Here is a 23,310-nt window from a genome sequence, read left to right on the forward strand (position 1 = left end):
ACCGTACGGGGAGGGACAGAACATGTCCGATGGCACGGGGGATACGTCGCAGGAGGCAGCGGCCGGAGCAGGCCTGGCGGCAGGCGGCTTCGGAGTCGCAGCCGTGGCAGTTGGAGCCGCCGCAGCCGCGAAGGCCATGCTGGTCGAGGGCGAGACGCTCACGACATTCAAGCGTCGGGTCGACGCGCTGCTGCGCGACTTGGAGAAGTCGAAGGCGGCGCCGAAGTCGATCGCGAATGGCGCGATGCCGGGCGGCAGATTGGGTGCGTTCGACGAGGCAGATGCGTTGCACTCCGCCTACACGAAGGTGCACAGCCAGTTGGAGAACCTGTCCAAGATGCTGGCCCTGCAGATCGAGGGCCTGGTCGTGACGGTCGACGCGTCCAAGACGGGTTACGACAACCTCGACGACGATGTGCGTGCCCGCCTCCATCGCATCCGGTCCCAGGCAGACGCGCTGGTGAACCCAGGCGCCAAGTCGGCTCACGGCTCCCATCACGAGGGTCCGGGCGCCACTGCAGGCGGCGAGCCTGCGCCGAAGCCGACGGACAGCGAAGCGGGTGGCCTGTGATGTCGTCCCGCTTGAACAGTGGCACCGCGGCCGCGGTCGGTGTGGGGGTTGGCCTGGTTGAGGAAGGACACGGGGTATGAGTGACCTGGGTTCCCAGATGTGGGGCATGGCCAAGTCCTACCGTTTCGCGGTGCACAGCCCGGAAGAGTTGTGGGCGATGGTCGAGCCGGCGGACGGCGCGACGGCGTCAGATCTGGGTGCGCTGCTGACGTCAGCGGCGAAGACGATCAAGGAGATCGGTGGCGATCTGAAGACCCACAGCACGTCGGTCGAGTGGGACGGCGAAGGTGCCGACGCGTTCCACAAGTGGGTTGACCACGCCGCGCGAGCGACGTTGAGCCTGGGTGACTACAGCGAGAGCGCCGGGAAGTGGCTCGGCCACGCGGCGGACACGCTGCATGAGGTCAAGCCACAGCTGGAGACGCTGAAGAACTCCAGCGCCTCGGCCCGCTCGATCCTTGACGCGCACGATGCCGCGGCGACGGACGTCGGTAACCATGATGGCGGGCCGTCGGCATCCTCCGTGAAGTCGGCGAAGTCGCAGTACGACAACGACCGTGCCGAGGCGTCCCAGTTGATGACGAAGCTGGCGCAGTCGTACTCGGCGTCAACGGATCAGATCGAGGCTCTGAAGGCACCGGAGTTCCCGGCGCTTCCAGATCAGTTCGTTCCCCCCTCCGCCGACGTCCATGGCACCGAGGACGTCTCGTCCTCGTCGGGTGATCCATCGAGCACCGGGACAGCGGCTTCAGTAGGGGGAGTTGGCGTGGTCGCGGCGGGAGCTGCCGCGCTCAAGGAAGCGGCTCATGGCGCCTCGCTGGCCGACGGGCACCGCTCTACCACCTCCGCATCCCACCTTCCGAGGCCGACTCCGGATCTGCCTTCGGGTGGGACGGGTACCTCCCTCGACCGGGCCGGTACGCTCCCCGCCCCTGCAACTCCCACGACAACTCCTTCCTCACCGGCACCACCGTCGTCCCCGTTGCCCGGGGGATCTTCTGGACTCGCTACGCCACCATCCGGCGCTCCGCCCATGTTCGGAGGTACGGGTCGTTCCGTTGCTTCGCCACGTGGTCCGGGCGGTGGCCGCGTTCCGTCGTCACCTGCCGTACGCGGGCCGCTCGGTGTTCCGGAGGGCACCGGAACACCGGGCGCACCTGGCACGGCTCGTGGAGTGACGTCAGGGCGCGGGGTTCCCGCGGTCGAGCGGCCAGGGATGCCGGGCGTACAGGGCGGCACGGCCTCGCCGGTACGCGGGCCAGGTGGCGGGAGCCCGGGGCGGGCTACGAACGGGATTGCGGGAGGTCGTCCGGTCTCGCCGCAGACAGGGCGCGGCGCAAGCGCGATCTCCCGGGGCACGGTCGTCGGCGGATCGCCCTACCAGCAGGACGTCGGAGCCCGGGGCAGTGTGCCGGAGGGATCGGGACGTACCGGAGCGACACCGGCCCGCGGCACCACAGGGGCAGGCCAAAGTCGCGGGACGAGTGGCTCCGGTGGACGGGCACCTGCCCGCTCCGACGGGGTCGTCGGCGGCCAGCCGCAGCAAATCTCGAAGGTGCACCGAGCCTCCACGGCCACGACTCGGGCAGCAGGTCAAGCCCGCGGAACGGCGGCGAGCCGTAGTGGCACGCAGGCGCAGTACGGAGGCGAACCCGCCCGCGGCTCCTCGCTGGCGGCACGTAAGGATGAGCGTCGGCGTGCGTCTGAGGAGCGTCCGCGTGACGAGAGGCCGGAGCACGAGGACGACGCAGAGGACGTTGAGGTGGAGCAGGCGGAGCGTGAGATGCCTGAGCTGCGCCTGCCAGGTCTGCCCCCCACTGCTCGGCGCGAAAACAAAGGATGACCATGAGTTCCCGTAGCAAGCAGGCCCGCAGGCTTCGGCTGGCATCGGTCGTGGCCGGCGTCGTGCTCGCAGGGGTTGCCGTGACGCCTGCGAGCGCCCAGTCCGTCCGGGATCGGCAGTGGTACCTGGACGCCATGCACGCCGAGCAGATGTGGAAGACCAGCACCGGCAAGGGCGTCACGGTCGCCGTGATCGACACCGGAATCGACCCGAACCTCGCCGACCTGCGCGGTCAGGTCCTGTCCGGCAAGAACTACTCCCGGCACCCCGGCAACGAGCACGTGGACGACGACGGTCACGGCACGAGCATGGGCGTCCTCATCGCAGGCACCGGAGCGAAGGGGCAGGCGACTGGCTCGTACGGACTTGCTCCGGGTACGAAAGTTCTCCCGATCCGCATTCCGGACCTCAGCGAGCACACTCGCAGCGGCGGCAACCCTGACAGCTACCCCACCTACATGTCCAAGGCCATCCGCTACGCGGCCGACTCCGATGCTCAGGTCATCAACATCTCCCAGGCCAGCAGGGAGAATTCGCCCGAGTTGAACAAAGCCGTCGCCTACGCCCTGTCCAAGGGCAAACTGATCTTCGCGGGCGTGGGCAACACCGGCGCTGGGGCCAACGAGCTGCAGTATCCGGCCGCGACGCCCGGAGTCGTGGGCGTCGGAGCCATCGGCCAGGACCTGAAGAAAACACAGGAGTCCCAGTCCGGGCCACAGGTGGACCTGGTCGCACCAGGCGCAGAGATCATCGCCGCATGCACGGGGAAGACCGGTCTGTGCAAGTCACACGGCACCAGTGACGCCACCGCACTCGCGTCGGCGTCGGCGGCGCTGATCTGGTCGAAGCATCCGGACTGGACGAACAACCAGGTGCTGCGGGTCCTGCTGAACACCGCGAGCGGCCCGGTCAGCGGCAAGAAGCGCACGGATGACATCGGCTACGGCGCCGTACGCCCCCGGATCGCCCTCACCAACCCCGGCGATCCGGGCCCGGCCGATGAGTACCCGCTGCCGGACTACAAGGCGGGAGGCTCGGCTGCGCCGGATGGTGCCGGCGCCAAGCCGTCGACAGGCGCCTCGGGGTCCCCCACCGCAGCTTCCGATGAGTCCTCAAGCGCCTTGCCGTGGATCTTGGCGGGGGTGGGCGGGCTCTTGTTGGCCGGAGCAGGCGGTGGGGCGCTCGCCGTCCGTAGTCGCCGGCGCCGCGCGGCGCTGGCCGGGCTTGTGCCGCCGACGCTGCAGCATGGTTGGGCGCAACCGCCTCACCCCGGCCAGCAGCCAGGCACGAGGCAGGGCCAGCCATGGCCTTACCAGGACACCGACCGAGCAAACAGACAGTGACATGATCGGGATCGAGCGGGGGCGAGATTCATGAGCGAAACGAAAGAGGAGCAGTACGCGACGGACGGTTCGGCGGGTATGCGGCTGAACCACATACCCGTCGACGGGGCAGGCCCTGCTGGCGTAGGACAGCCGGACCTGGCGTCGAGCCCGGCGCAGAAGAAGGCGGCCGCGCGGGCCATCGAGGAGCACATCGAGCCGGGGACCCGTAAGGCGGGCGACTGGGCGGACACCGAGACCGGTACTGCCGTCAAGGAGTTCCGCGACGGGTGGCTCACCTCGGGGGCGTTGCAGAAGGCGCACAAGACGTGGGGCGAGCAGGTGTACAGCTTGTTGAACCGGCTGTCATCGGAGAAGGCGGCGCTGCGCAGCGCCAACAGCACCCTGCAAGGCACCGACGGTGCGGTCGGGGCGCGTACGCGCTCCCTGTCGGCGTTCGACGAGTTCTGACACAGCCGGGCCACGACCCTGCCGCGCACGCCACTTCGACCAGCAGCCGCTATCGCAGGACCACCGGGGGGAACCATGCCGAGCTACCACGACATCATGACGGTCGACCTGTCCGCCCTCTCCGCGGCCGCTGACCGCTGGGACGGGATGGCAAAGGAGTTCCACACACAGGAACGCGCCTACGACCGTAATGTGCGCAACGTATCTATGGGCCCGACCTGGTCGGGGCTGAGCGCCGATGCCGCCAACCGTCGCTTCGACATCACCCTGAAGGAATTCCAGAAGGCCCAGACCGAAGCCAAAGCCGTCGCCTCCCTGTTGCGCGACGCGCATCACCAGTTCGCCGAGGTCCGTAAGCAGCTCAAGTCCGCCCGCGCGGAGGCCATCAAGGCGGGCATGGCCGTCTCCGTCGAAGGCGCGGTCTCCTTCGACACCGCAGACCTGACCGAGGGCGAGCGCAATGCCCTCCATCACGATCCCTCGTACGAGGACTCCGTGGGTCACGCAGTCACGGCCTGGCAGGAGTACCTCGATCAGATCGTCAAGGACGCAGAGAAAGTCGATCACTCCGTCGAGGCGGCTCTCAACGGAGTGGTTGTCGACTCAGACCCGACCGACGGCACACCCGCCGGCTTCAACGGCGACGCGAAGAACCACCTCAAGGACTACAAGCCCGCCGCCAAGGGCGACAAGAAGTCGGGCTGGAAAGGTGATTGGAAGTGGAGCCTGGACGAATGGAAGCCCTCGTTCAGCGCGTCTTCGGATCCCAAGTACGGCAAAGAGGGCGCGATCAAGTCGGGCTTCGACATCTTCCATCTGTCGGGGAAGGGCGCGCTGACCAATGGCGACTTCAAACTCGCCGGGATCTTGGACTTCTCCACGGGCGGTCGGGGCAGCGCGAACTACGGGTTCAGCGAAAAGGGGATTTCGGCCAAAGCTGAGGTCTCTGCGGGCGCGCGTGGACTGGCCGAATTCCGGGCTGAGTACGGGGACTACGGAGGTGTCTACGAACGTGGTGACGTCTTCGCCGGTGGTGAGGCCGGAGTCACCGCCAAGGTGACCACGGACAACATCGGCCTCAACGCCAAAGCCTTCTATGGGGCGAAGGCATCACACAGCACGGGCATCGAAGTGGGCGGCATCGGTATCGGCGCAACCCAGGAGGTCGGCACCGGCGAAGGCGTCGAGTACAACTTCGGCGTCAAGAAGGGAGAAGACGGTGCGTGGAGAGCAAGCATCGGGGGCTTTGCTTCAGAAGTCGTAGGGGCAGGAGCCGGTGTGGAGATCACATTCGACCCGGGCAAGTTCACCAAGACCGCTGGGGACGTGGCTGACGCCGTCGGACTCGGCGGCGCGGCTGACGCAGTCGGCCATGGCGCGAAGTCCGTCAAGGACACTGTCACCGGTTGGTTTGACTAATCCCCTTCGATGAAAGGAGCATCCGAGTTGCCCACGCAGCTTCCAACGGCGGTAGATTTCCGACTGCCGGACGGCTGGTCCCCGGCCTCACCCGAGACATGCGACAGCTTCGGCGTGTCCTTCGCCGCGCTGCACCCTCACCCTGATGACGGGTTCACCGCCAACATCACGCTCGACGGGGAAGTCCCACCCAAGGGCACACCACTGACCGACCTTGCCGATACCTCTCTGGAACTCCTCGCGCTGGCAGCGGAATCCGTGCACTTGGTGGACCGGCGCGAGGTCGGCCCCGAGGACGCGCCCGCCTTGGTCCAGCGTGTGGTCTTGGCGGCCGCGGTCGAACAGGCGAGGCGGGATCTGGCTCAGACCCAGGTGTACTTGCCCCTTGTGGACGCCGACGATCCGCAGAAGTATGCAGTGATCAAACTGGCGATGACCTCCACGACGGAACAGCATCCCGAAGTCCTCGAAGACTTCCAGGCCTTCGTACGCACCGTGCGCCCGAGCGCACAGGAAGAGGACGAGTAGTGGGCCGCTATCGCGACTGGCGGACAGGAACCCGGTACCCGGAGGAGGGCGCGGAGCCGCTGCCGCGTTCGCACGTGGAAGAGGCCCTGTTCGCGATCAACCATCCGGACAAGCCGTGGCAAGTGCGCGCAGCGTTCGCGGAGGAAGACGCCGACGTGGTGGCCGAGTGGCACATGCTGGAACCTGCGTGGGGCAAGGGCAGGGGCCGCCGACAGACCGAGCGGACGTTCAAGTTCCGTATGCGTCTGGACGGAGCGAGCCACGAAGTCCGGGTCTGTGCCGAGGTCCGGGAAATCACCCGGGCGGGACAACCGCCTGGTCGCATCGTGGAGCGCAAAACAGGCAGAGGGGCTCGGACTCGGGTGTTCTCGCGATCGAGCAGTTCGAAGAAGAGGGAGGACGGCAGCCGCGAGCGCGTCCACGACTTCGACTTCGACTCGAATTACATGCGGGACCCGCTGCAGAAGGTAGTCCTGACGTCGGGGTGGACGTGGCGAGGCACACGCAACCCGTGATCTGCCCCTCGGCGGCCGCTGCCAGGATTGGCGGAGCGGAGCCGCCTGCCAGGGCGTTGGCGCACTTCCATGTCGCGACAGCCCGGTTCGCGCTCAACGGCCCCGACGAGCTCTGACGCGTGCGCGCCGCGTTCGCTTGAGAGCAGGCGGACGTGGTGGCGGAGTGGAACGTGACGGATCCGGGGATCGGCAACGAGCGGGGCGCCGACGAGTCGAGCGCACGATCCTCGGGGTGGATGTGGCGAAGCCTTCGCCGACCTCGCCCAGGTCTGGCGCCAAGGCCTGCTGCCAGTCGACGCGCGACGCTAGTGGAGCAGCCCCCAGCGCCACGAGCTCAGCGCCGGCGACGACACCGTCGCCAAGTTCCCTACCTGGCCACCGCTCCGACAACAACAAGAGCAAGGAGAAGGGGGCTATGGTCCTCGGCTCCGAGTTCGTGGTCTTCTCCACCCGCCGTCGATCTCAACCTCGCCCGCGCCATCACCGACGCCGCCGAAAGCTGCAATAGGCGTCCTCTACGACGGCGCCCTGCCCCGCGACGTCATCGCCCGCCGCGGCCGCCTACTGATCAACAAACAGCACAAGGACGCCAAGCCCCTCTGCATCCGCACCCAGCACCCACACCCACCGCTGGTACCACCTGCTCACCGTCCCGTGTCCCCGCGAACGCCCCCACGAACACCGGGAAGCCGTCGGTATCACCACCACTACCGGAGAACGCGAGACAGACCGCAGTGACACCGAGACCGGCTTCCACCGCGTCGAGCACCCCCTGCAGATCTCCGACGACACAGCCGTCCACCAGAACCTGTATGGCGATCGCGAGGACTCCGAAGCCTGCTTCTCACAGTTCGACCGCTCCCTGCGGAACGCCGCATGATCGCCTTCGGCGCCGAAGCACGAAGCCTCGTCATGCTCGGGCTTCTCCTGGCCTAAAACGCCACCTCGGCCGCCCGCCGGTCTGACGCCGACAAGACCGGTCCGAGCTCGGCGAGCGTCGGCTCGAACCAGTACGCCCGGCCGGGCTGCGGCGGTGCGGGAAACGTGCCGGTGCCCGGCGTGCGCCCCTGGTCCCAGTGCGCAAGCCACGCCCACGGCGCGGAGTTCGGCACGTGGAAGGGGGCGGACTCGTCCTTCAGGACGACGACCGTCGCGTCGAGCAGGGTGTCCAGCCAGCGGCCCTCACGCAGATGGCGTCGGGAGTCGCAGGAGAACACCCAGCCGCGGGTCGTCTCGTCGCCGGGCCCGGGCTCGACCAGTTCCACCTCCCCGCCGTACGCGCTGTCCAGCCACCGCTGCGCCTTGCCCCGCGCCGCCTCGAAGTCGTGTGCGGCTCCTTCCCAGGGCGCACGCACGGACTGCGGCAGCGCGCGTACGAGGACCAGCTCGCGCACGTTGGTCGTGTCGAGCTGGGCCAGGGAAGAGGTGAGGGGGTCGAGGAAGACGACGTACCCCTTGTTGTTGTGCGCGTAGAGCAGATTGCCCGTGACCTCGTGCCCACCGGCCTCGCGGCGTACCCACACCGCGCTGCGTGTGTCGGGTCCCGTCTCGGTCACGGCCTTGACCACGTCGTCCCAGTTGCTCACCGAAACCGGCTCGAAGTCGGGGAAGTAGCGCTGGTGCAGCCGAGCCCACCACCCGGGTGCCTCGTCCGATGGCTGCCAGGGACGGGGCGTCGAAGGAGAACGGTCGATCATCGTGTGCAGGGTGACGAGACAGCCGCGGGCGTTGATCCTGCGCGGCTGCTTCTGGACACGGGCAAGCGCCTCCTCGCGCGATGCCGCGGACGCCAGGTCCGCGAAGGGCTCGCTCGGTGACGGGTGGAACGGGGCGCTGCGTCCTTGGGCACGACGACGGAGGCCGCGAGCATGGGCGTCTGCGGGAAGCCGGGCTGAGGCACGATACGGCAGGGGAACAGCCAGGCGGTGGGGCTCTCGTGCACAGGGTGCGGTGCGGCGAGCTCCACCAGGCCGCGATAGAGCTGACGGAGCCAGGCAGCCGCGGCCTGGCCAGGAGTGGACATATACGGATGAGCCTTACTTTGGGGGCCAGTTACCGGCGGCCTGCAAAGCCAGGTACTCCGCCGGCGGCGGGTACGTCGGTGCGAAGTGCGCCGGTGAGCCGTCGTGAGGTACGACGATCAGCGAACTGAAGGGAGCCAGGGCGAATTCGCCGGTATCGATGTGCTCCTGAAAATCAAATCGCACGGTCCAGGCATACGGGAAGTTGTTCGCCGTGTCCGGCAACATCACCACGGAATCGACCCGGTCCGGATAAGCAACGTTCTTCAGGAAATTCTCTGCGGCCGTCACAGCCTCGTCCTTGGTCACCATTTTGGACTCGCATTAGGGTAGGGAACTTGCAAACCGTCGCGATAGGGAATGTGCATGATGCTGGAGGCGTCCTGCTCCAGCCTGCCGAGGGTCCCGCTCTGGCCGTCCAGGAAGACAACGCCGTGCGGGGTGTTCACGGCGTTGAACACGTGGGCCGTTCCGTCCGGGCGGCTGATGTACACCGCGCCCTCGCCGCGGGACTCGAGGTCGCGGACGAGGTCATCATAACTATCGACTGGGTCGTAATGGCCCTTGGCCCTGTTGGGCAGCCCGAGCCGCTCCGGTGGAATATGGTCACCTTCCTTCTTGGGTGACGCACTGACCTCGACGCCGTCCAGCCTCCGGTCGACGCTGACGACATTGTGACTGCAGTTGTCGGTGCATCCGGGATGTCCGGTGTTGTTCACATCCTTAAGCCACGGGCACTCGGAGTCAAGGAATTCCTGCACCTTCCGAGATTCACCGAATCGTAGTGAATCGCGTCGACCACGACGCCGGAACTCAAATGGAAGGCGACGACAACCTCGTCTACGGAAAGAAGATCGCCTCCTCCTCCGTACGCCAGGAAGCGAAATGTCACAGCCGCTTCATCCTCAATGCCGACAACGCACGCCACCGCTCACCCGAACAAGATCCGGAACGGGAAGAAGAAGCAGCCACCGCCGTTCGCCTCACCCACGAGATCCTGGATCGCACCCCCGGAGTAATCGCCGCCAGCTACGACACTGCGTGGCGCGGTAAACACCGCGCCCCACTGATCCGCAGAGGCCTCATCGTCTTCACCCGACAGCACCGCGGAATCAAGCCCCATCCCCTGACCAAGTACCGCTACGAGAAAACAAAATGCACCCACGACGTATACGCGGCAGCCGGCCGAGCCTCCGAACACAAGCTCACGGTGGAGGGGAAATCCTTGTACAACCCGCTCCCCGTCCGAGAGCTCCTGGCCCGCGAAGGAAAATCAGGCTGGCGCTTCTACCACTCCGTCGAAATCCGTTGCAGTAACGGGCCCCACGCCGAACTGATACCCGTCTACGAAACAGAGGAAGACAGCGCGATCGACCCCAGAACCAAACGCCCGAAATTCAACCGCACCGAGCACATCCGCCAGATCCCACCCGACACCCACTACGGCGACCGACTCCTCGGCATGCGCCAGGACAGCGAGCCCTCGAACTCCACCCTCGACTACTCCCACTGGGACAAGCGGATCCCCATGTACGGAGCCGAAGGGGCGCTGCTCGGTCACCTGGGCTACGCCTGGATGGCCAACTCGATCGCCCTCGCCACAGCCGGCAGCCCCTGACCCAGCCCCCAGCCTCCGGCACCCTCAGCCGCCGACGAACCTCACCCGCTACACTGGCGCCGGTGCGCAGCCTCTGCCGGCGGCGCACCGCACGGCTCCCACGGAAGATCACGGGACATCGCGGACATGTCCGCAATTTCCCATACGTTTTCCCACAGAGCCCCGCCTTCGTAGCTCAGGGGATAGAGCACCGCTCTCCTAAAGCGGGTGTCGCAGGTTCGAATCCTGCCGGGGGCACACGATTAAGGGCCAGTTCAGAGGCTTGATCCTCTTGAACTGGCCCTTTGCCATGGCCGCGACCGTGCCACACTCGTGCCACAACGCCTAGGAGTCGGTGTCCTCCCGAGCCTTGCGGATCATGGAGCCGAGACGATCCGCGATCTCCCGGTCACGACCGTTGACCATGTGCTGATAGATCAACGCGGCCCGCGGGGTGCTGTGGCCCATCCTGGTCATCAGCTCCCGGAGGCTTGCGCCGGACGCGGCGAGAGTGTTGCCCGTGTGCCGAAGATCGTGAAAGTGGGCATCCACCGTAAGGCCCGCCTTCTTCCTCGCGTCGATCCAGTCGCCCCGGAAGTTGCTCCGTCGAAGCTGCCCGCCCTGGGGGCCGAGGAAGACGTGTCCGTCGCGGCCGGGTCCGGCGTAGGCGTCGAGATGAAGCCTTACATCCGGCAGAAGCTCGATCGGGAAGGCCACGGGACGGACGCCAGCGTCAGATTTGGGCGCCTTGTCGAAGAGTGCTCCCGTCTGCATTTCTGCTTGTGCCCGCCGGACCGTGAGTGCGGCGTTCTCGGTGTCCACGTCTCGCCGGCGAAGCGAGGCCAGTTCCCCGAAGCGCAGGGTCGTGAAGGCGGCGAAGAGGACGAGCAGCCGGTAGCGCGGCGCGATCGCATCAGCAACGGCGTACACCTCGGGCACCGTGAGGACTGGACGCTCCGGCACGTCGTACTGGTCGGCGCCCTTGATCCGGCACGGATTGCGACGGATCAGCTCGTCATCAACTGCCGTGTTCAGAATGGCCCGCATGATCTGGTACGCCTTGACCACGGTTGGCTCCCCGGTCCGGTCGAGGCACGCCGTGCGCCAGGCCCGGATCTGAGCCGTCGTGATCGAGGCCAACGACCGTGCGCCGAAGGTGGGCAGCAGGTGCAGCCGGATCACCGACTCGTGGCGTTCACGAGACCGAGCAGCCAGCTTGCGATCTTTAAGCCACGCAGTGGCGTACGGGCCGAAGTGAACCTTGCCCGCATCAGGGTCGGACCACTGGCCGCGGGTGATGTCCGCCTCGATGTGGGTCAGCGCAACCTCCGCGTCTCTCTTGGTCGCGTAGGTCTCCTCAGCACTCCGGAGCTGGCCCGTACCTGGGTCCCGATAACGGACCTGCCAGCGGCCAGACTTGAGCTGCCGAGCGGATCCGAACCGGCGACGCCGGCCTTGGCTGTTGGCCATCAGGCAGCCCTGCCATAGGCCCCACGGCGAACTTTGATCGGCTCGACCGTGTGGGAGTCGATGAACTCCCGTACGGCGCTCTCAGGGATGCGGACGTGCCGGCCGACCTTGACGTAGGTGATGCGCCGTTCCTCGATGAGGCGTCGAGGGAAACGGACTGATGTGCCGAGGATCTCGGCTACCTGATCAACGCTGAGATAGCGGTCGTTCACCGACTACTCCCCTCTTCCTGTGTCGCATTGGCGCGTTCTTCGCGGGCGGTCTCTCGGTTGTGCTCGATGTCGCGTCGGATGTTGGCGGCGAGCCAGGATTCGCCGGGGGTGTGTCCGTGGCCGGCGTAGGTCCAGTGGGCGAGGGTGAGCGTGGTCGCATCCGGGCTGTCGTCGGGGTTGGGGAGGCCGAGGGCGGCGCGGTGTTGGGCGGCGCGGTAGTCGGCTCTCACCTGTCGGAGGGCGCCGAGGGTGGTGGAGTAGCGGCGGGACTTGGTGGAGAAGTGGCCGCGAAAGCCGAGCATGTGGGCCCAGTCCCGGAGCTTGCGATCCGGGTAGACGTGGTGTAGGTCGAGGCACGCTTCGATGAGCCGGCGCGGATGGTCGGGCACCTTGAGCAGGACGAGGGCTTCCTTGTTGCCGACGCGGCGATCGACGGTGCCGGTGGTCTCGGCTGCTTTGGTGGCGTACTTGGCGACGTAGGAGGCCACGGCCTGTTCGGTGATCTCCGCGCCGTCACCGAACGCTTTGATCGGGCGAACGTCGAGCTGAGTGCCCCAGCCGAGGGTGCGGGCCGGTTGGTCACCCGCGGCCGGGACGTCGACGCGTACTCGAGCGGCGGCCGCCTGGATGGCGTCGGTGAGCAGGGCGACGCTGGCCCAGTGCGGGGGCCGGCTGTCCGGTCCTTCGGGGCCGTCGAAGCGGATCACGGCGTGGAAGTGGACGGCGCCGCGCTTTTGGTACTCGGCGACCTTGCCGAAGGAGAGCCGGGATTGTGCGTGGGCTGCTTTCTGGGTGAGGCCGGCGCGGGCGGCGATCTCGCGGCGCAGGTAGATGGTGAAGTAGCGCCACAGGTCGGAGGCGTGGTTGTTCCACAGCACCGCGCCCGCATAGTCGTACGACTCGGGATCGAGCGGCGTGCCCAACTCGGTTGCGTTCTCGGAGTGTCGGGTGCCGCAGCGGCAGGCACGCGTGCCAGGCCGGTTATGGACCGGACCGAAGCTCGGAGCCGTCAGGGTGGCGAACACCCGGGGGTGATCCCGCAGGGTCCGCGGTGTGCCCTTGTCCGGGTCGCCGACGAGGCCGGCGCGGATCAGGTGGTAGGTGTCGCCCGCATACGTCCAGGCGCAGGACGGGCAGCGCGAGGCCCGGCGGTTGCCGCAGGCGACCCGGAGCCGGCCGCCCGGCTCGCTCTCGGTGGAGTAGGAGTGCAGGGCTTGGCCGGTGGTCCGGTCGCGGGTGACGGTCGAGCCCTGGAGGTGGATGGGGTCGGAGCAGCCGCCGGTGCGCTTGATCTGGTCTTGGATGCGGTCGAAGCCGGGAGACCCGGCCACCCTCAGGATGTCGGCGAGGGTGGCCGGGTCCAAGCCCGCCGCGGTGGCGGTGTCGCTCACACGAACACCTCCTGCCGTGCGGTCAGGAAGGCGTTGCCGAGCCAGCGCGTGTAGGCGGGCGGGATGGCCTCGGTGAGCTCCTTGCGGACGTCGGTCCATCCGATGCCCATAGCGATCTGCATTTCGGGGACCGTGGCCTTGCCGCCGCCGTTGCCGTACGCGGCGACGTAGGGTCCCTCGCGGCGGACGCCGTGCCGGTGACCGCGCACGTAGCCGCGGTGCTTGGGGTGCGCGGGCGAGGCGGTGGCCCAGCGGCCGAGTTCGAAGTTGCGGTGGCGCAGCACGCCGAGGCCGAACATCTCCCCGCACAGGGACACGTCCTTGCGGATCTCGGCCCGGCCGTTGGGCTGCTCGATCACGTACGGCAAACCGCTTGCGTCGAGGAGTTCCCTGGTGGGAGCCACGAGGTCCTCATGGGTGCCGCCCCAGCCCTGGGAGGCGTTGGTGCCGACCGTGAGGGTGTTTTTGGCCTGGCAGGGCGGGGAGGCGTGCACGAGCGTGTAGCGGTTGATCTCGCCGGTGGCGATCAGGTGGGCGAGGTACTCCAGGGCATCGCCGCGGTGGTAGTCGAAGGGGTAGCGGGGGCGGTCGGCGATGTCGCAGCCGTCCACAGCAAGGCCGGCGAGGTGATAGCCCCAACCGGCAGCGCCGGCGCACGAGTAGAGGTCGAGGACACGTCCGGCGATGGTGTTCATCGGCCACCGTCCTTACGGCGCTTGCGGGGCGGGTCGGAGTGGTAGCGGCTGGTCCCCAGGTCTCGGCCCTCGTGCTCGTGGCGCGGGGCGCTGGGGTTGCGGTCGTTCCAGTCCTCCGCGCACACCTTGTGGACCGGCTCGCCGGAGTGGGCTCGCAGGGGGGTGGGCTTGCCGCACTGGGTGCAGGCGCAGTCGCCGGAGTGGTCGAAGTGCTTGCCCGAGTTCCAGTTCAGAAGGGCCATCCCGATCACCGCCCCGAACCGGCGAGCGCCACGGTCTGCGGCTTGGCGGTGTGGCGGGTGCCGGTGCCGTGGCAGGTGGGGCAGTGGGCGGTGATCAGGCGGCGCTGTCCACGGTGGTCGCGTCCGCCGAGGGTGACCTTGACGGCGGGGAAGCCGTCGCAGTCGGGGCAGATGGGTGCGCGGGCAGGGGTGGGCTGGGTCATGATGGGGCTTCCCTTTCGGGTCCGTTGGATCAGGAAGTGGGAAGGCGCCCGGAGCGGACGAAACTTGGCGGTAGAGGCCGCTCCGGGAGCCGCTTAGCGGCGCTTGGTCTCGCTGTGGATGAGCGAGCGGATGACGAGCGCGACGATGGCGAGAGCGCCGGCGGTGATGGCGACCGCGAGGAGCAGAGAGACCAGCACCGTCCCGACCACGAGGACGGCAGCGGTGCCGCCACCGACGAGCAGCGCGAGCGATCCGGGGGTGAGCTGGACCGTGGGCCGCGACGTTGCAGCGGCCGGGGCCTGGTGGCGGCAGTAGCAGTCGGTCGGGGCGTGCGGGTGACCATCCATAGCCGCCGTGTTGGTCAGCGGGATGATCTGGCCGGTGGGCTGGTCGTTGACCGGGACCTTGGGCGTGAACATGAGCGATGAACCTCCCTTCCGCATGGGTTAGTTGATGAGGGAGTCGACAGCGGGGCCGAGGAAGCTGCCGGCGATGAGGTAGCCCCCGAGCAGGAGCAGGATCACGAGCCACCAAGGCGGGCGGACGAGCTTGATGCCGAGGTAGCCGACGACGATCAGGGCAAGCCAGAGCGGAACGTCCACGACGGATCTCCTAGGCGTTGCAGCGGTGGGTGCGGGCGGCGAGCTCGGCGGCCGAGCGGTTGTCGTACTCGGTGGAGAAGTCGCAGCGCGGGGCGGTGCAGGCCGAGGCGTGGCGTTCGCGTCCGCGACCGTCGTAGAAGGTGGCGACCTGGACCGGGCCGAAGCGGCGGACATCGCGGAAGCGGCGATAGGCAGTCATGGCAGCGGTTTCCTTTCTGGTCAGGTGAGTTGCAGGTGGGCGGCGATGGCGTCGGCCATTGGGGCGGGCAGGCCGAGTCGGGCGCGCAGGGTGTCCGGGGCGATCGGGGCACCGGTCGAGGCCTGGTGGGTGTCGGCGATCTTCCGGGCGTGATCCAGCAAGGCCGGCGGCACAGCCGTAGGAGCTGTAGCCGGGGCGGGAAGGGGTGTGGTGGGAGCCAACTCCTGCCGCTCCGGCGCCGCTTCTTCCTCGCGGTGCACCTCGACCTCTGGCACCGGCGAGGCAGACACGGGCGCGGCAGCCGGAGCAGGTTCCGGGGTCGGTGTGGTGGGTGAGTGGACGAGGAGGGTGCCGCCCAGGAAGGCGAGGGCGGGCCAGCCGGCGACGAGGATGCACAGCCACGCGGGCACGCGCGTCAGGTCGAGGAGTCCGGCGGTGGCGATGTTCGCGCCGAGCGAGGCGATGAGGGCGATCAGGAACCAGGTCCAGGCGGACCGGTCCCGGCGAGCGGTGCGCAGTCGGCGCCAGGCAGCGACCAAGAGCAGGTCGACCGAGATGGGGTAGGCCCAGGCTTTCCAGCCGGACTGGCCGGCGGCCGAGGCAAGGTCGTGCAGGTGGGCGAAGGACAGCGCCCCGGCGATCACGGCCTGGATGAGTACGGCGTCCGGGCGCAGTGAGCGGGTCATGTCGCATCACCTCCATTCGGGCGTTGAGCCCGGGGCGGGGCGGGGAACTTGGTCCGGCCGCCCGGCCCCGGGCGGGTCAGTCGTCGGTGGGTGCTTCGCCGGAGCCCAGGCAGGTCAGGCACATCCCGGTCTGCTGGCCGGCGACCCGGCGCTTGCGGCCGACCCGGACCGTCACGGAGACCTCACCGGAGCCCTTGCAGACCGGGCACGCAGCAGGCGCAGGAGGCGCCGGCGTCTTCTTCGCGGCCATGGCGATCAGCCGTCCTGACGGGGGTAGCCGTGCCCGGGCGGCGGGTACGCCTCCGGCTGCTGCATGACGCGGATCGCGGAGACCAGCCCGTAGGCGGTCACGTCCAGAAACTCCAGATCAGCGCCCGGCAGGCCGGCGTAGTCGTTGAGATCGGAGATGAGCGCGGACGTGACTTCGAGGTCGGCGCAGGAGTGGCACATGAGCGTCGTTCTCCTCTCGGATTCAGGCATGGGCGGGGTAGGGACCCGGCGCGAGACGGTCACGCCAACCGGATAGGACACAGAGGTCAGGGAGTCGCCGGGGCCTGTTCCGGCATGGGCGGGATGATCAGACCCGTGAGCGGAGCGGCCGGGCGGAACGGGTCCAGGGCCGGAAGGTCCGGGATCAGGTGCGCAAACTGGCCGCAGACGGCGACCGTTTGAGCCTCGCTGGTCTCCGGGGTACGGATGCGCGACCAGCCGCCGGAGGAGTCGGCCGCCACGGCGAGTCCGGGGCGGTCCGGGGGGATGGTGCACGCAGCCGGGATGGACTCCGGGGCCACGTCGTTCAGCCCCATTTCCGCGGTCTGCTTGTCGTTGACCCGGTGCACCACCCGGCCGGTGAGCTGGGCGCGGAGCATGGTGGCGCCCTTGCCTAGCTCGGAGCCGAAGCGCTGCCCGCAGATCTCCAGGTAGATGCCGACCGCGCGGGACAGTTGGGCCAGCCGGATCAGGCCGGTGACGAGGCGTTCGCGGCGAGCCTCATCGGCCCGGGAGGCGATCAGGAAGAGTTCCGCGATCTCGTCGACCAGGACCACGATCGGCGCCGGCCGCAACCGCTCCGGCAGCGACCACAAGTCGGAGGCGCCGTGCTTGGCCAGCAGGTCGAAGCGGTCCTCCATCTCCGCCACCAGCACATCCACCAGGGAAGCGGCATCATCCGGATTCGTCGCCAGCGCCGACAGCCGGGCCGCGTAGCGGGACTGCTCGACCCCGCGCTTGCAGTCGATCCCGACCAGGGCAACCGGGAGTTGAGCCAGCCCCTTGATCAGGTTCCGCTGATACATCGACTTCCCCGACTGGTTCGCGCCCAGGGTCAGCGCGTGCGGAACCTTGCGGTAATCCCGCAGATAGGCGAACCCGTCATCGCGCAGGGCGACCGGCACCACCAAGTCGTGCGGCTGAACCTTGCGCGGCATCCGCACCCGGCGCAGCACGTCGAAACCGGTCATCCGCAGTTCGACATAGCCCGGCTTGGTCGCGATCACGTTCACCGCGTGCACACCCCAGGCATGCCGCAGCCGCTCCGAGGCGGCAGCGATGTCGGCAGGCTCCAGGCCGGCCGGGAGGCGGAGGGTGACCCGCAGACCGGTCGCCGTGGCCCGCACCCGGCGGATCTTCGGGGCGACAGGCCGTACCTCGCGGCGGGCGACATTGCGGGCCATGAACGCCCGCAGCCCCGACGGGTGCACCGTCAGGCCGCACACGTCCATCGTGGTCCGGTACTGCACGGTGAACCGGCCCCAGGTCAGGGGCAGTCCGACCGTGGTCCAGTACGCCCGCGGGGCACGGACCTTCATGTAGCCGATGCCACCCGCGCCGGCTAAGGCACCGGTCGCTTCTGCCCACAGGGCCAGGTCAGTCATGATCAGGCCGCCGCGGTGACAGCGATCGCACGGAACGAGATCCCGTGCCGCTTCTGCCCGTTGAACTCGTTCTCCCAGTCACGCGCCTTGAGCCCGGTCACCGCCACCGGCATACCCGGCGCGAGACCCTCCGGGATGCCCGTCTCCGGGATGGTCACCTGATACAGGCTCCCCTCCCCCTCGTCCGAGACCAGCAGTCCCACCGTCGACAACGGCGCGTTCGTCTCCCGGTCCATGGCCCGCTCACCCGTCGCCTTGTTCGCCAACTTCGGCGCCGGCGCGGTCGCCACGAACACCACAGCGGTCGAGAGGTCGATCTTGAAGGAAGGCATAACTGTCCCCTTGAGTTCAGACTCGGCCCAGTTGGACCGCTTGGTCAACTTGTTGGTACAGGCTGATGTCTACGAGAGTGCGGCACCGAGAGTGAGACGTCAAGCACTTGGCGCGAACATGTACCAACAAGTTGAGCGAGTGCGTCATGATGGGGACATGAGCAAGCAGCCGAAGTACCAACAGGTGGCCGACGCGCTACGGCGCGAGATCGACAACGGCACGTACGGCCCCGGTGCTCGACTGCCCTCTGAGTCGGAGCTTGCTGCGCGTTTCGACGCCTCTCGGAACACGGTCCGGTCGGGCTTGAGTCTGCTCGTGAGCCAGGGACTCATCGCGTCCAGTCAGGGACTCGGCTACGAGGTCCGCAAGCATGAGGTGTTCGAGCTCAACGCCTCGCGCTTCGAGAACCTGACCTTCCCACAGAACGGTGACGCGTTCTCCACGGACGTGTCCAACGCAGGCCGGCGCCCGCATCAGACATTCCGCGTCGAGCTGACCACCACGCCCGAGTACATCGCTCAGCGGCTGAAGATCGAGACGGGTTCGCGTTCCGTGCTGCGGTTCTGCCACCGGTTTGTTGATGACGTGCCGTGGTCGACGCAGGCCACGCACTATCCGGACTGGCTTCTGGCGGAGGCTCCACGGCTCGCCGAACCAGGCGACATCGCCGAGGGGACTACGCGCTACCTCACGAGCCTGGGAACCGAACAGATCGGCTACTGGGACGAGGTCGCGACCCGCATGCCGACCCCAGAAGAAGCCCGGCTTCTGGAGATTGGCGCCGGCGTACCGGTACTGCTCTGGACCCGGACCGGCTACTCGGCCGAGCGTCCCATTCGATGCACCATCACCACGATGCGCGGCGACCTCAACCGCATGAACTACGAGATCGGCGACCTTTCCGGCCGGGACGGGAACGAGCCTCAGTGATCATCACCAACGCCACCGCCGACGATCTTTCCTACCTGCTTGCCTTCCGTCGCGAAGCCGCGGACTGGATCAGTCGACTCGGTAGCGACCAGTGGAGTCGGCCGTATCCGGCAGACCGCCTGTTGAAGACCATCGAGCAGGGCACCGTCTTCATGCTGCGCGATGGAGAGAGGACTGCCGGCACCATCACCCTCACCCCCGAAGCTGAAGAGGGATTGTGGACGGAGGGGGAATTGGCGGAGCCGTCGTTGTTCGTCAACAAGCTGACGGTCTCACGTGATTACGCTGGGCAGAACTGGGGCGGGCGGCTACTGGATTGGGCCGGCGACCGGGCGTACAGAGCGGGTGCCAAGTGGGTTCGCCTCGACGCGTGGACCACCAACGAGCCGCTCCAGCGGTACTACTTGGGCCAGGGGTTCCAGCATGTACGAACCGTTCTCCACGGCGGCGCCGTCAATGGAGGCCCTCGCGTCTCGGGATGGCTAGCCCAACGCCAGGCCCGGGAAGCTGAACACGGACTCACCGACCGGACGGCCAGTCCGCGACCCATGACCGCCTGAGCTGTTACGAGTTTCTCTACCTCATCAAGCCCCGGCTGCGCTCCGCTCCGCCGGGCGCGCTTCCCGGCTCCGCTGCCCTTCGCGCTCATGCCTTCGGCCCGCGCTACGGGCGCTGCGCCGACGCGCGCCCACAGTAGATAGGCCCGGAGGCATGAGTCGAGCACTTCACGCATCCGGCCCACGGTCACAGACGATGCCTCCGGCGGGGGATCGGCCGGCACCGGGTGGGAGGGGGCGCCGTTCCCGGCCGCGGGCACATCGTGGCGAGCGTTGGGGGCTCCCATCCCGTCCATCGTCGACCCAGGCAGAGCCGAGCAGACGCGGCTCATGGCGTCCAGGTCGTTCGTACAGTGGCGCGCTCCACCTGGACGCCATGAACCACGCCCGCTCCACAGGCGTGTGGGTCGACGGCGGACGGGATGGGAGCTGGGGTGAGTAGTGGTTGAGGAAAGCCACCCGCGTGCAGGCTGGTGTACCTAGCCTGTTTCGATGAATGCGATCGACTGGGGGGACGCCCCAACGTGGGTAGGAGCGATCTTTGCCGCACTTGCGGCTGGTGCAGCTGCTTGGACGCTTAAAAGCCAGCGAGATCAGATCCGAGAACAGCGCGAGTTCATCTCGCAGCAAGCTTCGGTCCTCACTGTGGAGCGAGACGTGCTGGTCTTGGAGCGGAAGGAACGCACAGAGCGTCAGGCTCGCGGAGTCCGACTCAGCGGTCATCGCTTCGAAGGCATCATCGAAGCTGATGACCAGACCGCAGCGGTACTTGTACACAATCAGAGCGAAGCTGAAATTCAGGAAATAACGGCTGACTTTGGGCATCTCGGCCCAGCGGTTAGAGCCTGCGAGTGGAGGGAGCTAGGGGCCGGTGAAGAACTGCCACTCACAGTTCCCATGCTGAGCCGCGGCTCTATGTGCTACTTCCAGGCCCGTGAGTGGAAGGAAGATGACCACCCGAGGAGCTACGTGCCTCGCGTTTCCTTCACCGACTCGCATGGGCGTCGCTGGTGCCTTGCTGGGGACAACCTCACTTTGGTGCAGTAACGCCTACACGTTCCCCTGCCGCTGGTAGCAATGACGGCCGAACTGTCAAGGCGTCCAGGTCATCTGACACCAGCGGCTGACACCAACAAGGGTGTACGGCGCCGATCAACGCCGAACCTCAGCGGCAGCCGGGCCAGGGTTCAGTGGACGTTCATCACGGTCGAGAGAGCGCCTCGATCGACCCGATAAGGCTGAGACCGGAACTCAAAGCCTGGGCCGGGTAACGTTTTTCATCGACAGGACAGAGCCCTGCCGCCTTGACGCGAACATTCAGACTCCGCCGACCTTACTATAGCGCTCAGTGAGTACTGGGCGGTCGAGGAGTATCGCGCCTCACAATCACTGAAGGACTTCGCGAGAATCTAGAAGGACGCGCCGGCCTAGAATGCAAGCGAGCATTATCTTGCATCTGAAAAGCTCGGACGGGTGGCCGCTCTGGAGCATCGCGGCGACGATACCAGGAAACACGCGTTGGAGAATTCCAACTGACGCGGGCTATTTCAATCGTCTCACTCGTAGATATTTTATGCCTCCGCCCCAGAGCATCAACTGCCCCCATAGACGTCACATTATCCAACATGTCCACTACTTCTTTTTGAATACTCACTTCAATTGAGCTGAGGGGTTCGAGCGTAACTGGTAGAGGTGAGGGAGTGAGTTCAAAGGTCCGCAGCGTAGCCTCGTGCAGATCCTCACAGTGAATGGAGGATATCTGCACTGCCCTACGCCCGCGATTCATGACGGTAAAGAAAATAAGCATCTCCTCAGTCACGCGGTCACCGCCCCGCTCTACGTGGCGCAGGGTTCCACGCGTCGCGGACTGTTGCTCATCCGAGCTAGCCAAATAGGAAAAAGCCGCTGTGACCGTGACCCTCGGGTTATCCCGAAAATGGGTTGCCACCTGAAAAACTGCAACAGCTGTGGCTACGATCGCGCCGTAGAGAGCAATCCAATCCGCTGACTCCATCACACTCTCATATCGATAGTCGGGAAGGTCGACAGGGCGCGTCACGTCGGCTGCTCACCAGTAAGCAGTTGCCCGCACAACGGAGATGAGACAAGTCAAAGACTTGATGGCAGTCGCTATTTTATGCCGGCAGAGCGAAAGGGTGCACCATCGGATGCAAACCCCGATACAGAGCGGGCCACAACTCCACGGGTTCATGGCCTATCAATTCGAAAGCCCTGCCACTGCTCCAAAAATGGAGAACTACTGACGTCAAGTGATTCGCCGAGATACCTTCCGGGTGATCAATCATGAAATTAGCTAGGATCTCTTCAGCAACAAAACACCTACCCATGACATCCGGGGCTCCAGCCGAAATCAGGAGACAGTTATTGGCAGGTTTATCCTTCCGCTCTACGACCTTTCGCAGGTTAGCCCACTCTTGCGATGCGAAGTGGTCAGACTGGAAAGCCAACCCCACACTCATCCCGGTCATTGAGAAAAGCCCAGATGCAGGAGAGCCTCCGAGTAGCGGGATAGACATGAAGTTGACATCGTCAGGCGTTCTCACTGGGTCGGCATTTGTAAGCTGCATAGGGGGACCAGATCCTTTCACCAAGAATTGATTTGGATCTGGATGATGCGCTACAAGGGCATCAATCAAACGATCGTAGGAGCTCTGCTTGTTGACCTTGAATGGCAAGCCAGCAGGATCATCGGAAGCGCCGAACCACATGGAAATGTGGTAACCGGTCAGGTGACCGATGCGATGCCTTTGCTGAAGTGCAAGACGCCTGGAGACCTCAAAGAAGAGAGCTTGAGCGTACCTTCGACTGGAATTACTAAACGCGGTGAGTTCCCAGCCGATCTTACTTCCGGCCACGTGTGCATAAATGTCAGGGGGATCTTCACCGGGGACAACCGGATCTATCGCATCGTACAGTTCGCCACCCGTAGAAGACCTGTGATCAGTCGCGAGCCGTTGCAGGTGGAGAATCTCCAATTCTGCCTTGGGGATCGGCGTGCCGACGCGAAGCCAACTGACCGGAGTCTCGTTGGCGATAGCAAGCCAGGGCTGCCCGTCGTCGCCCTTGCCCCTCAGCGCCGCAGCGAGGGGAGCCCCCCATGGAGACGGCACGAAGTCGAGACCCTCAACGGTGCGGTTCTCATGCAATCTGATCGGAAGCAGGATCATGTGGCTCTGTTCGGGCTGGCTTCCCGGCCCGGTCTCCTGTGACACGCCCGGAAGGCTAGCAACGATTGGTCATCTCGCGCCCGCGCTTTGTCAGTAAGCGCAAAAGTCACGCGAGGCCCACCAGTGGCCCGTCTACCGTCTTTCTTGGATCTGTGCCAGATCCGTGCCAGGTTGGGCGGAGAGCCACGGGGGACAGGGGTCAACGGTCCGTCGCCGCCAAGGGTCGTCCGACCACTCCTCCGCAGGCCAGGCGCCCAACTAGCCCTAGATCACCCAAGCTTCCCAAGCTCAGGGCTTTACGAGTCTGGGCCGCCCGTCAGTGCTGGCCACTACGGTCATGGTGATCGTCAGACCAGTTCTGTGGTGGGGGTTCATGTGGGTGGGCAGTTGCGTGTTGGTCGGGTCTATCGCTACGCGACAGGCAAGGACCCAAAGCCAGC

28 protein-coding genes and 1 tRNA gene are annotated in these 23,310 nt (G+C 66.5%); 11 read left to right on the forward strand and 18 right to left on the reverse strand.

What is annotated here, in order from left to right; genetic code table 11:
- Positions 1-22: 22 nt before the first annotated feature.
- The 6 genes from ACQUQD_RS17645 (at position 23) to ACQUQD_RS17670 (ending at position 6,669) form a co-directional block, all read left to right on the forward strand.
- Positions 23-571, forward strand: coding sequence for a hypothetical protein (locus ACQUQD_RS17645; protein WP_428953050.1), 549 nt, complete (start codon positions 23-25; stop codon positions 569-571).
- Between the two features lie 1,845 nt (positions 572-2,416).
- Positions 2,417-3,757: a type VII secretion-associated serine protease mycosin gene (gene mycP, locus ACQUQD_RS17650; RefSeq protein WP_428953051.1), complete on the forward strand. Its 1,341-nt coding sequence runs from the start codon at positions 2,417-2,419 to the stop codon at positions 3,755-3,757.
- Between the two features lie 30 nt (positions 3,758-3,787).
- The gene (locus ACQUQD_RS17655) at positions 3,788-4,207 is read left to right on the forward strand and encodes a hypothetical protein (RefSeq protein WP_428953052.1); all 420 of its coding nucleotides are present in this window, start codon (positions 3,788-3,790) and stop codon (positions 4,205-4,207) included.
- A gap of 96 nt (positions 4,208-4,303) precedes the next feature.
- Positions 4,304-5,626, forward strand: coding sequence for a hypothetical protein (locus tag ACQUQD_RS17660; RefSeq protein WP_428953053.1), 1,323 nt, complete (start codon positions 4,304-4,306; stop codon positions 5,624-5,626).
- 27 nt (positions 5,627-5,653) lie between these two features.
- A complete protein-coding gene (locus tag ACQUQD_RS17665; RefSeq protein WP_428953054.1) occupies positions 5,654-6,154 on the forward strand; it encodes a hypothetical protein in 501 nt (166 codons plus the stop codon).
- 74 nt (positions 6,155-6,228) lie between these two features.
- Positions 6,229-6,669, forward strand: a complete 441-nt coding sequence (locus tag ACQUQD_RS17670; protein WP_428953055.1) for a hypothetical protein — start codon at positions 6,229-6,231, stop codon at positions 6,667-6,669.
- A gap of 932 nt (positions 6,670-7,601) precedes the next feature.
- Here ACQUQD_RS17670 and ACQUQD_RS17675 read toward each other — a convergent pair.
- The 3 genes from ACQUQD_RS17675 to ACQUQD_RS17685 are packed head-to-tail and all read right to left on the reverse strand — an operon-like array spanning position 7,602 to position 9,451.
- Positions 7,602-8,663 (reverse strand): YrhB domain-containing protein, encoded by a 1,062-nt coding sequence (locus ACQUQD_RS17675; RefSeq protein WP_428957591.1) that lies wholly within the window; start codon positions 8,661-8,663, stop codon positions 7,602-7,604.
- A gap of 42 nt (positions 8,664-8,705) precedes the next feature.
- Positions 8,706-9,002 (reverse strand): YrhB domain-containing protein, encoded by a 297-nt coding sequence (locus tag ACQUQD_RS17680; RefSeq protein ID WP_428953056.1) that lies wholly within the window; start codon positions 9,000-9,002, stop codon positions 8,706-8,708.
- On the reverse strand, positions 8,996-9,451 hold the full coding sequence (locus ACQUQD_RS17685; protein ID WP_428953057.1) for a toxin glutamine deamidase domain-containing protein: 456 nt from the start codon (positions 9,449-9,451) through the stop codon (positions 8,996-8,998). Before ACQUQD_RS17685 ends, ACQUQD_RS17680 begins: the two co-directional genes overlap by 7 nt.
- A 23-nt stretch (positions 9,452-9,474) precedes the next feature.
- Between ACQUQD_RS17685 and ACQUQD_RS17690 the strand changes: the two genes are divergently transcribed.
- Positions 9,475-10,308, forward strand: coding sequence for a hypothetical protein (locus tag ACQUQD_RS17690; protein ID WP_428953058.1), 834 nt, complete (start codon positions 9,475-9,477; stop codon positions 10,306-10,308).
- A gap of 164 nt (positions 10,309-10,472) precedes the next feature.
- Positions 10,473-10,545 (forward strand) — tRNA-Arg (locus ACQUQD_RS17695).
- 87 nt (positions 10,546-10,632) lie between these two features.
- On the opposite strand, the gene ACQUQD_RS17700 is transcribed toward ACQUQD_RS17695, so the two are convergent.
- The 14 genes from ACQUQD_RS17700 to ACQUQD_RS17765 form a co-directional block, all read right to left on the reverse strand.
- Positions 10,633-11,757, reverse strand: coding sequence for a tyrosine-type recombinase/integrase (locus ACQUQD_RS17700; RefSeq protein ID WP_428953059.1), 1,125 nt, complete (start codon positions 11,755-11,757; stop codon positions 10,633-10,635).
- Positions 11,757-11,969, reverse strand: a complete 213-nt coding sequence (locus tag ACQUQD_RS17705) for an excisionase family DNA-binding protein (protein WP_428953060.1) — start codon at positions 11,967-11,969, stop codon at positions 11,757-11,759. Before ACQUQD_RS17705 ends, ACQUQD_RS17700 begins: the two co-directional genes overlap by 1 nt.
- The gene (gene repSA, locus ACQUQD_RS17710; RefSeq protein ID WP_428953061.1) at positions 11,966-13,360 is read right to left on the reverse strand and encodes a replication initiator protein RepSA; all 1,395 of its coding nucleotides are present in this window, start codon (positions 13,358-13,360) and stop codon (positions 11,966-11,968) included. Before repSA ends, ACQUQD_RS17705 begins: the two co-directional genes overlap by 4 nt.
- On the reverse strand, positions 13,357-14,055 hold the full coding sequence (locus tag ACQUQD_RS17715; RefSeq protein WP_428953062.1) for a DNA methylase: 699 nt from the start codon (positions 14,053-14,055) through the stop codon (positions 13,357-13,359). Before ACQUQD_RS17715 ends, repSA begins: the two co-directional genes overlap by 4 nt.
- Positions 14,052-14,297 carry a hypothetical protein gene (locus ACQUQD_RS17720; RefSeq protein ID WP_428953063.1) on the reverse strand — a complete coding sequence of 82 codons (246 nt, stop codon included), beginning with the start codon at positions 14,295-14,297 and terminating at the stop codon, positions 14,052-14,054. The genes ACQUQD_RS17715 and ACQUQD_RS17720 overlap by 4 nt, the downstream gene beginning before the upstream one ends.
- Before the next feature lie 5 nt (positions 14,298-14,302).
- The gene (locus ACQUQD_RS17725; protein WP_428953064.1) at positions 14,303-14,500 is read right to left on the reverse strand and encodes a hypothetical protein; all 198 of its coding nucleotides are present in this window, start codon (positions 14,498-14,500) and stop codon (positions 14,303-14,305) included.
- Between the two features lie 93 nt (positions 14,501-14,593).
- Positions 14,594-14,920 (reverse strand): SpdD-like protein, encoded by a 327-nt coding sequence (locus tag ACQUQD_RS17730; RefSeq protein ID WP_428953065.1) that lies wholly within the window; start codon positions 14,918-14,920, stop codon positions 14,594-14,596.
- A 27-nt stretch (positions 14,921-14,947) separates the two neighbouring features.
- Complete coding sequence (locus ACQUQD_RS17735; protein ID WP_428953066.1) at positions 14,948-15,103, reverse strand: hypothetical protein; 156 nt, start codon at positions 15,101-15,103, stop codon at positions 14,948-14,950.
- 10 nt (positions 15,104-15,113) lie between these two features.
- Positions 15,114-15,302 carry a mobile element transfer protein gene (locus ACQUQD_RS17740; RefSeq protein WP_428953067.1) on the reverse strand — a complete coding sequence of 63 codons (189 nt, stop codon included), beginning with the start codon at positions 15,300-15,302 and terminating at the stop codon, positions 15,114-15,116.
- A 20-nt stretch (positions 15,303-15,322) separates the two neighbouring features.
- A complete protein-coding gene (locus tag ACQUQD_RS17745; protein WP_428953068.1) occupies positions 15,323-15,988 on the reverse strand; it encodes a DUF2637 domain-containing protein in 666 nt (221 codons plus the stop codon).
- A gap of 76 nt (positions 15,989-16,064) precedes the next feature.
- Positions 16,065-16,238, reverse strand: coding sequence for a hypothetical protein (locus ACQUQD_RS17750; RefSeq protein WP_428953069.1), 174 nt, complete (start codon positions 16,236-16,238; stop codon positions 16,065-16,067).
- Between the two features lie 5 nt (positions 16,239-16,243).
- Positions 16,244-16,438, reverse strand: a complete 195-nt coding sequence (locus ACQUQD_RS17755) for a hypothetical protein (RefSeq protein WP_428953070.1) — start codon at positions 16,436-16,438, stop codon at positions 16,244-16,246.
- An 86-nt stretch (positions 16,439-16,524) separates the two neighbouring features.
- The gene (locus ACQUQD_RS17760) at positions 16,525-17,862 is read right to left on the reverse strand and encodes an FtsK/SpoIIIE domain-containing protein (RefSeq protein ID WP_428953071.1); all 1,338 of its coding nucleotides are present in this window, start codon (positions 17,860-17,862) and stop codon (positions 16,525-16,527) included.
- A 2-nt stretch (positions 17,863-17,864) separates the two neighbouring features.
- Positions 17,865-18,194 carry a hypothetical protein gene (locus ACQUQD_RS17765; protein ID WP_428953072.1) on the reverse strand — a complete coding sequence of 110 codons (330 nt, stop codon included), beginning with the start codon at positions 18,192-18,194 and terminating at the stop codon, positions 17,865-17,867.
- A 157-nt stretch (positions 18,195-18,351) separates the two neighbouring features.
- On the opposite strand from ACQUQD_RS17765, the gene ACQUQD_RS17770 reads away from it, so the two are divergent.
- The 3 genes from ACQUQD_RS17770 to ACQUQD_RS17780 all read left to right on the forward strand — a co-directional run bounded on the left by ACQUQD_RS17770 (position 18,352) and on the right by ACQUQD_RS17780 (position 20,729).
- On the forward strand, positions 18,352-19,125 hold the full coding sequence (locus tag ACQUQD_RS17770) for a GntR family transcriptional regulator (protein ID WP_428953073.1): 774 nt from the start codon (positions 18,352-18,354) through the stop codon (positions 19,123-19,125).
- Positions 19,122-19,685 (forward strand): GNAT family N-acetyltransferase, encoded by a 564-nt coding sequence (locus ACQUQD_RS17775; RefSeq protein ID WP_428953074.1) that lies wholly within the window; start codon positions 19,122-19,124, stop codon positions 19,683-19,685. The genes ACQUQD_RS17770 and ACQUQD_RS17775 overlap by 4 nt, the downstream gene beginning before the upstream one ends.
- Before the next feature lie 489 nt (positions 19,686-20,174).
- Positions 20,175-20,729, forward strand: a complete 555-nt coding sequence (locus ACQUQD_RS17780; protein WP_428953075.1) for a hypothetical protein — start codon at positions 20,175-20,177, stop codon at positions 20,727-20,729.
- A 1,088-nt stretch (positions 20,730-21,817) separates the two neighbouring features.
- On the opposite strand, the gene ACQUQD_RS17785 is transcribed toward ACQUQD_RS17780, so the two are convergent.
- Complete coding sequence (locus ACQUQD_RS17785) at positions 21,818-22,915, reverse strand: hypothetical protein (protein WP_428953076.1); 1,098 nt, start codon at positions 22,913-22,915, stop codon at positions 21,818-21,820.
- Positions 22,916-23,310 lie beyond the last annotated feature (395 nt).

The sequence above is a fragment of the Streptomyces sp. cg35 genome, assembly GCF_050410835.1.
Classification (GTDB): Bacteria; Actinomycetota; Actinomycetes; order Streptomycetales; family Streptomycetaceae; genus Streptomyces.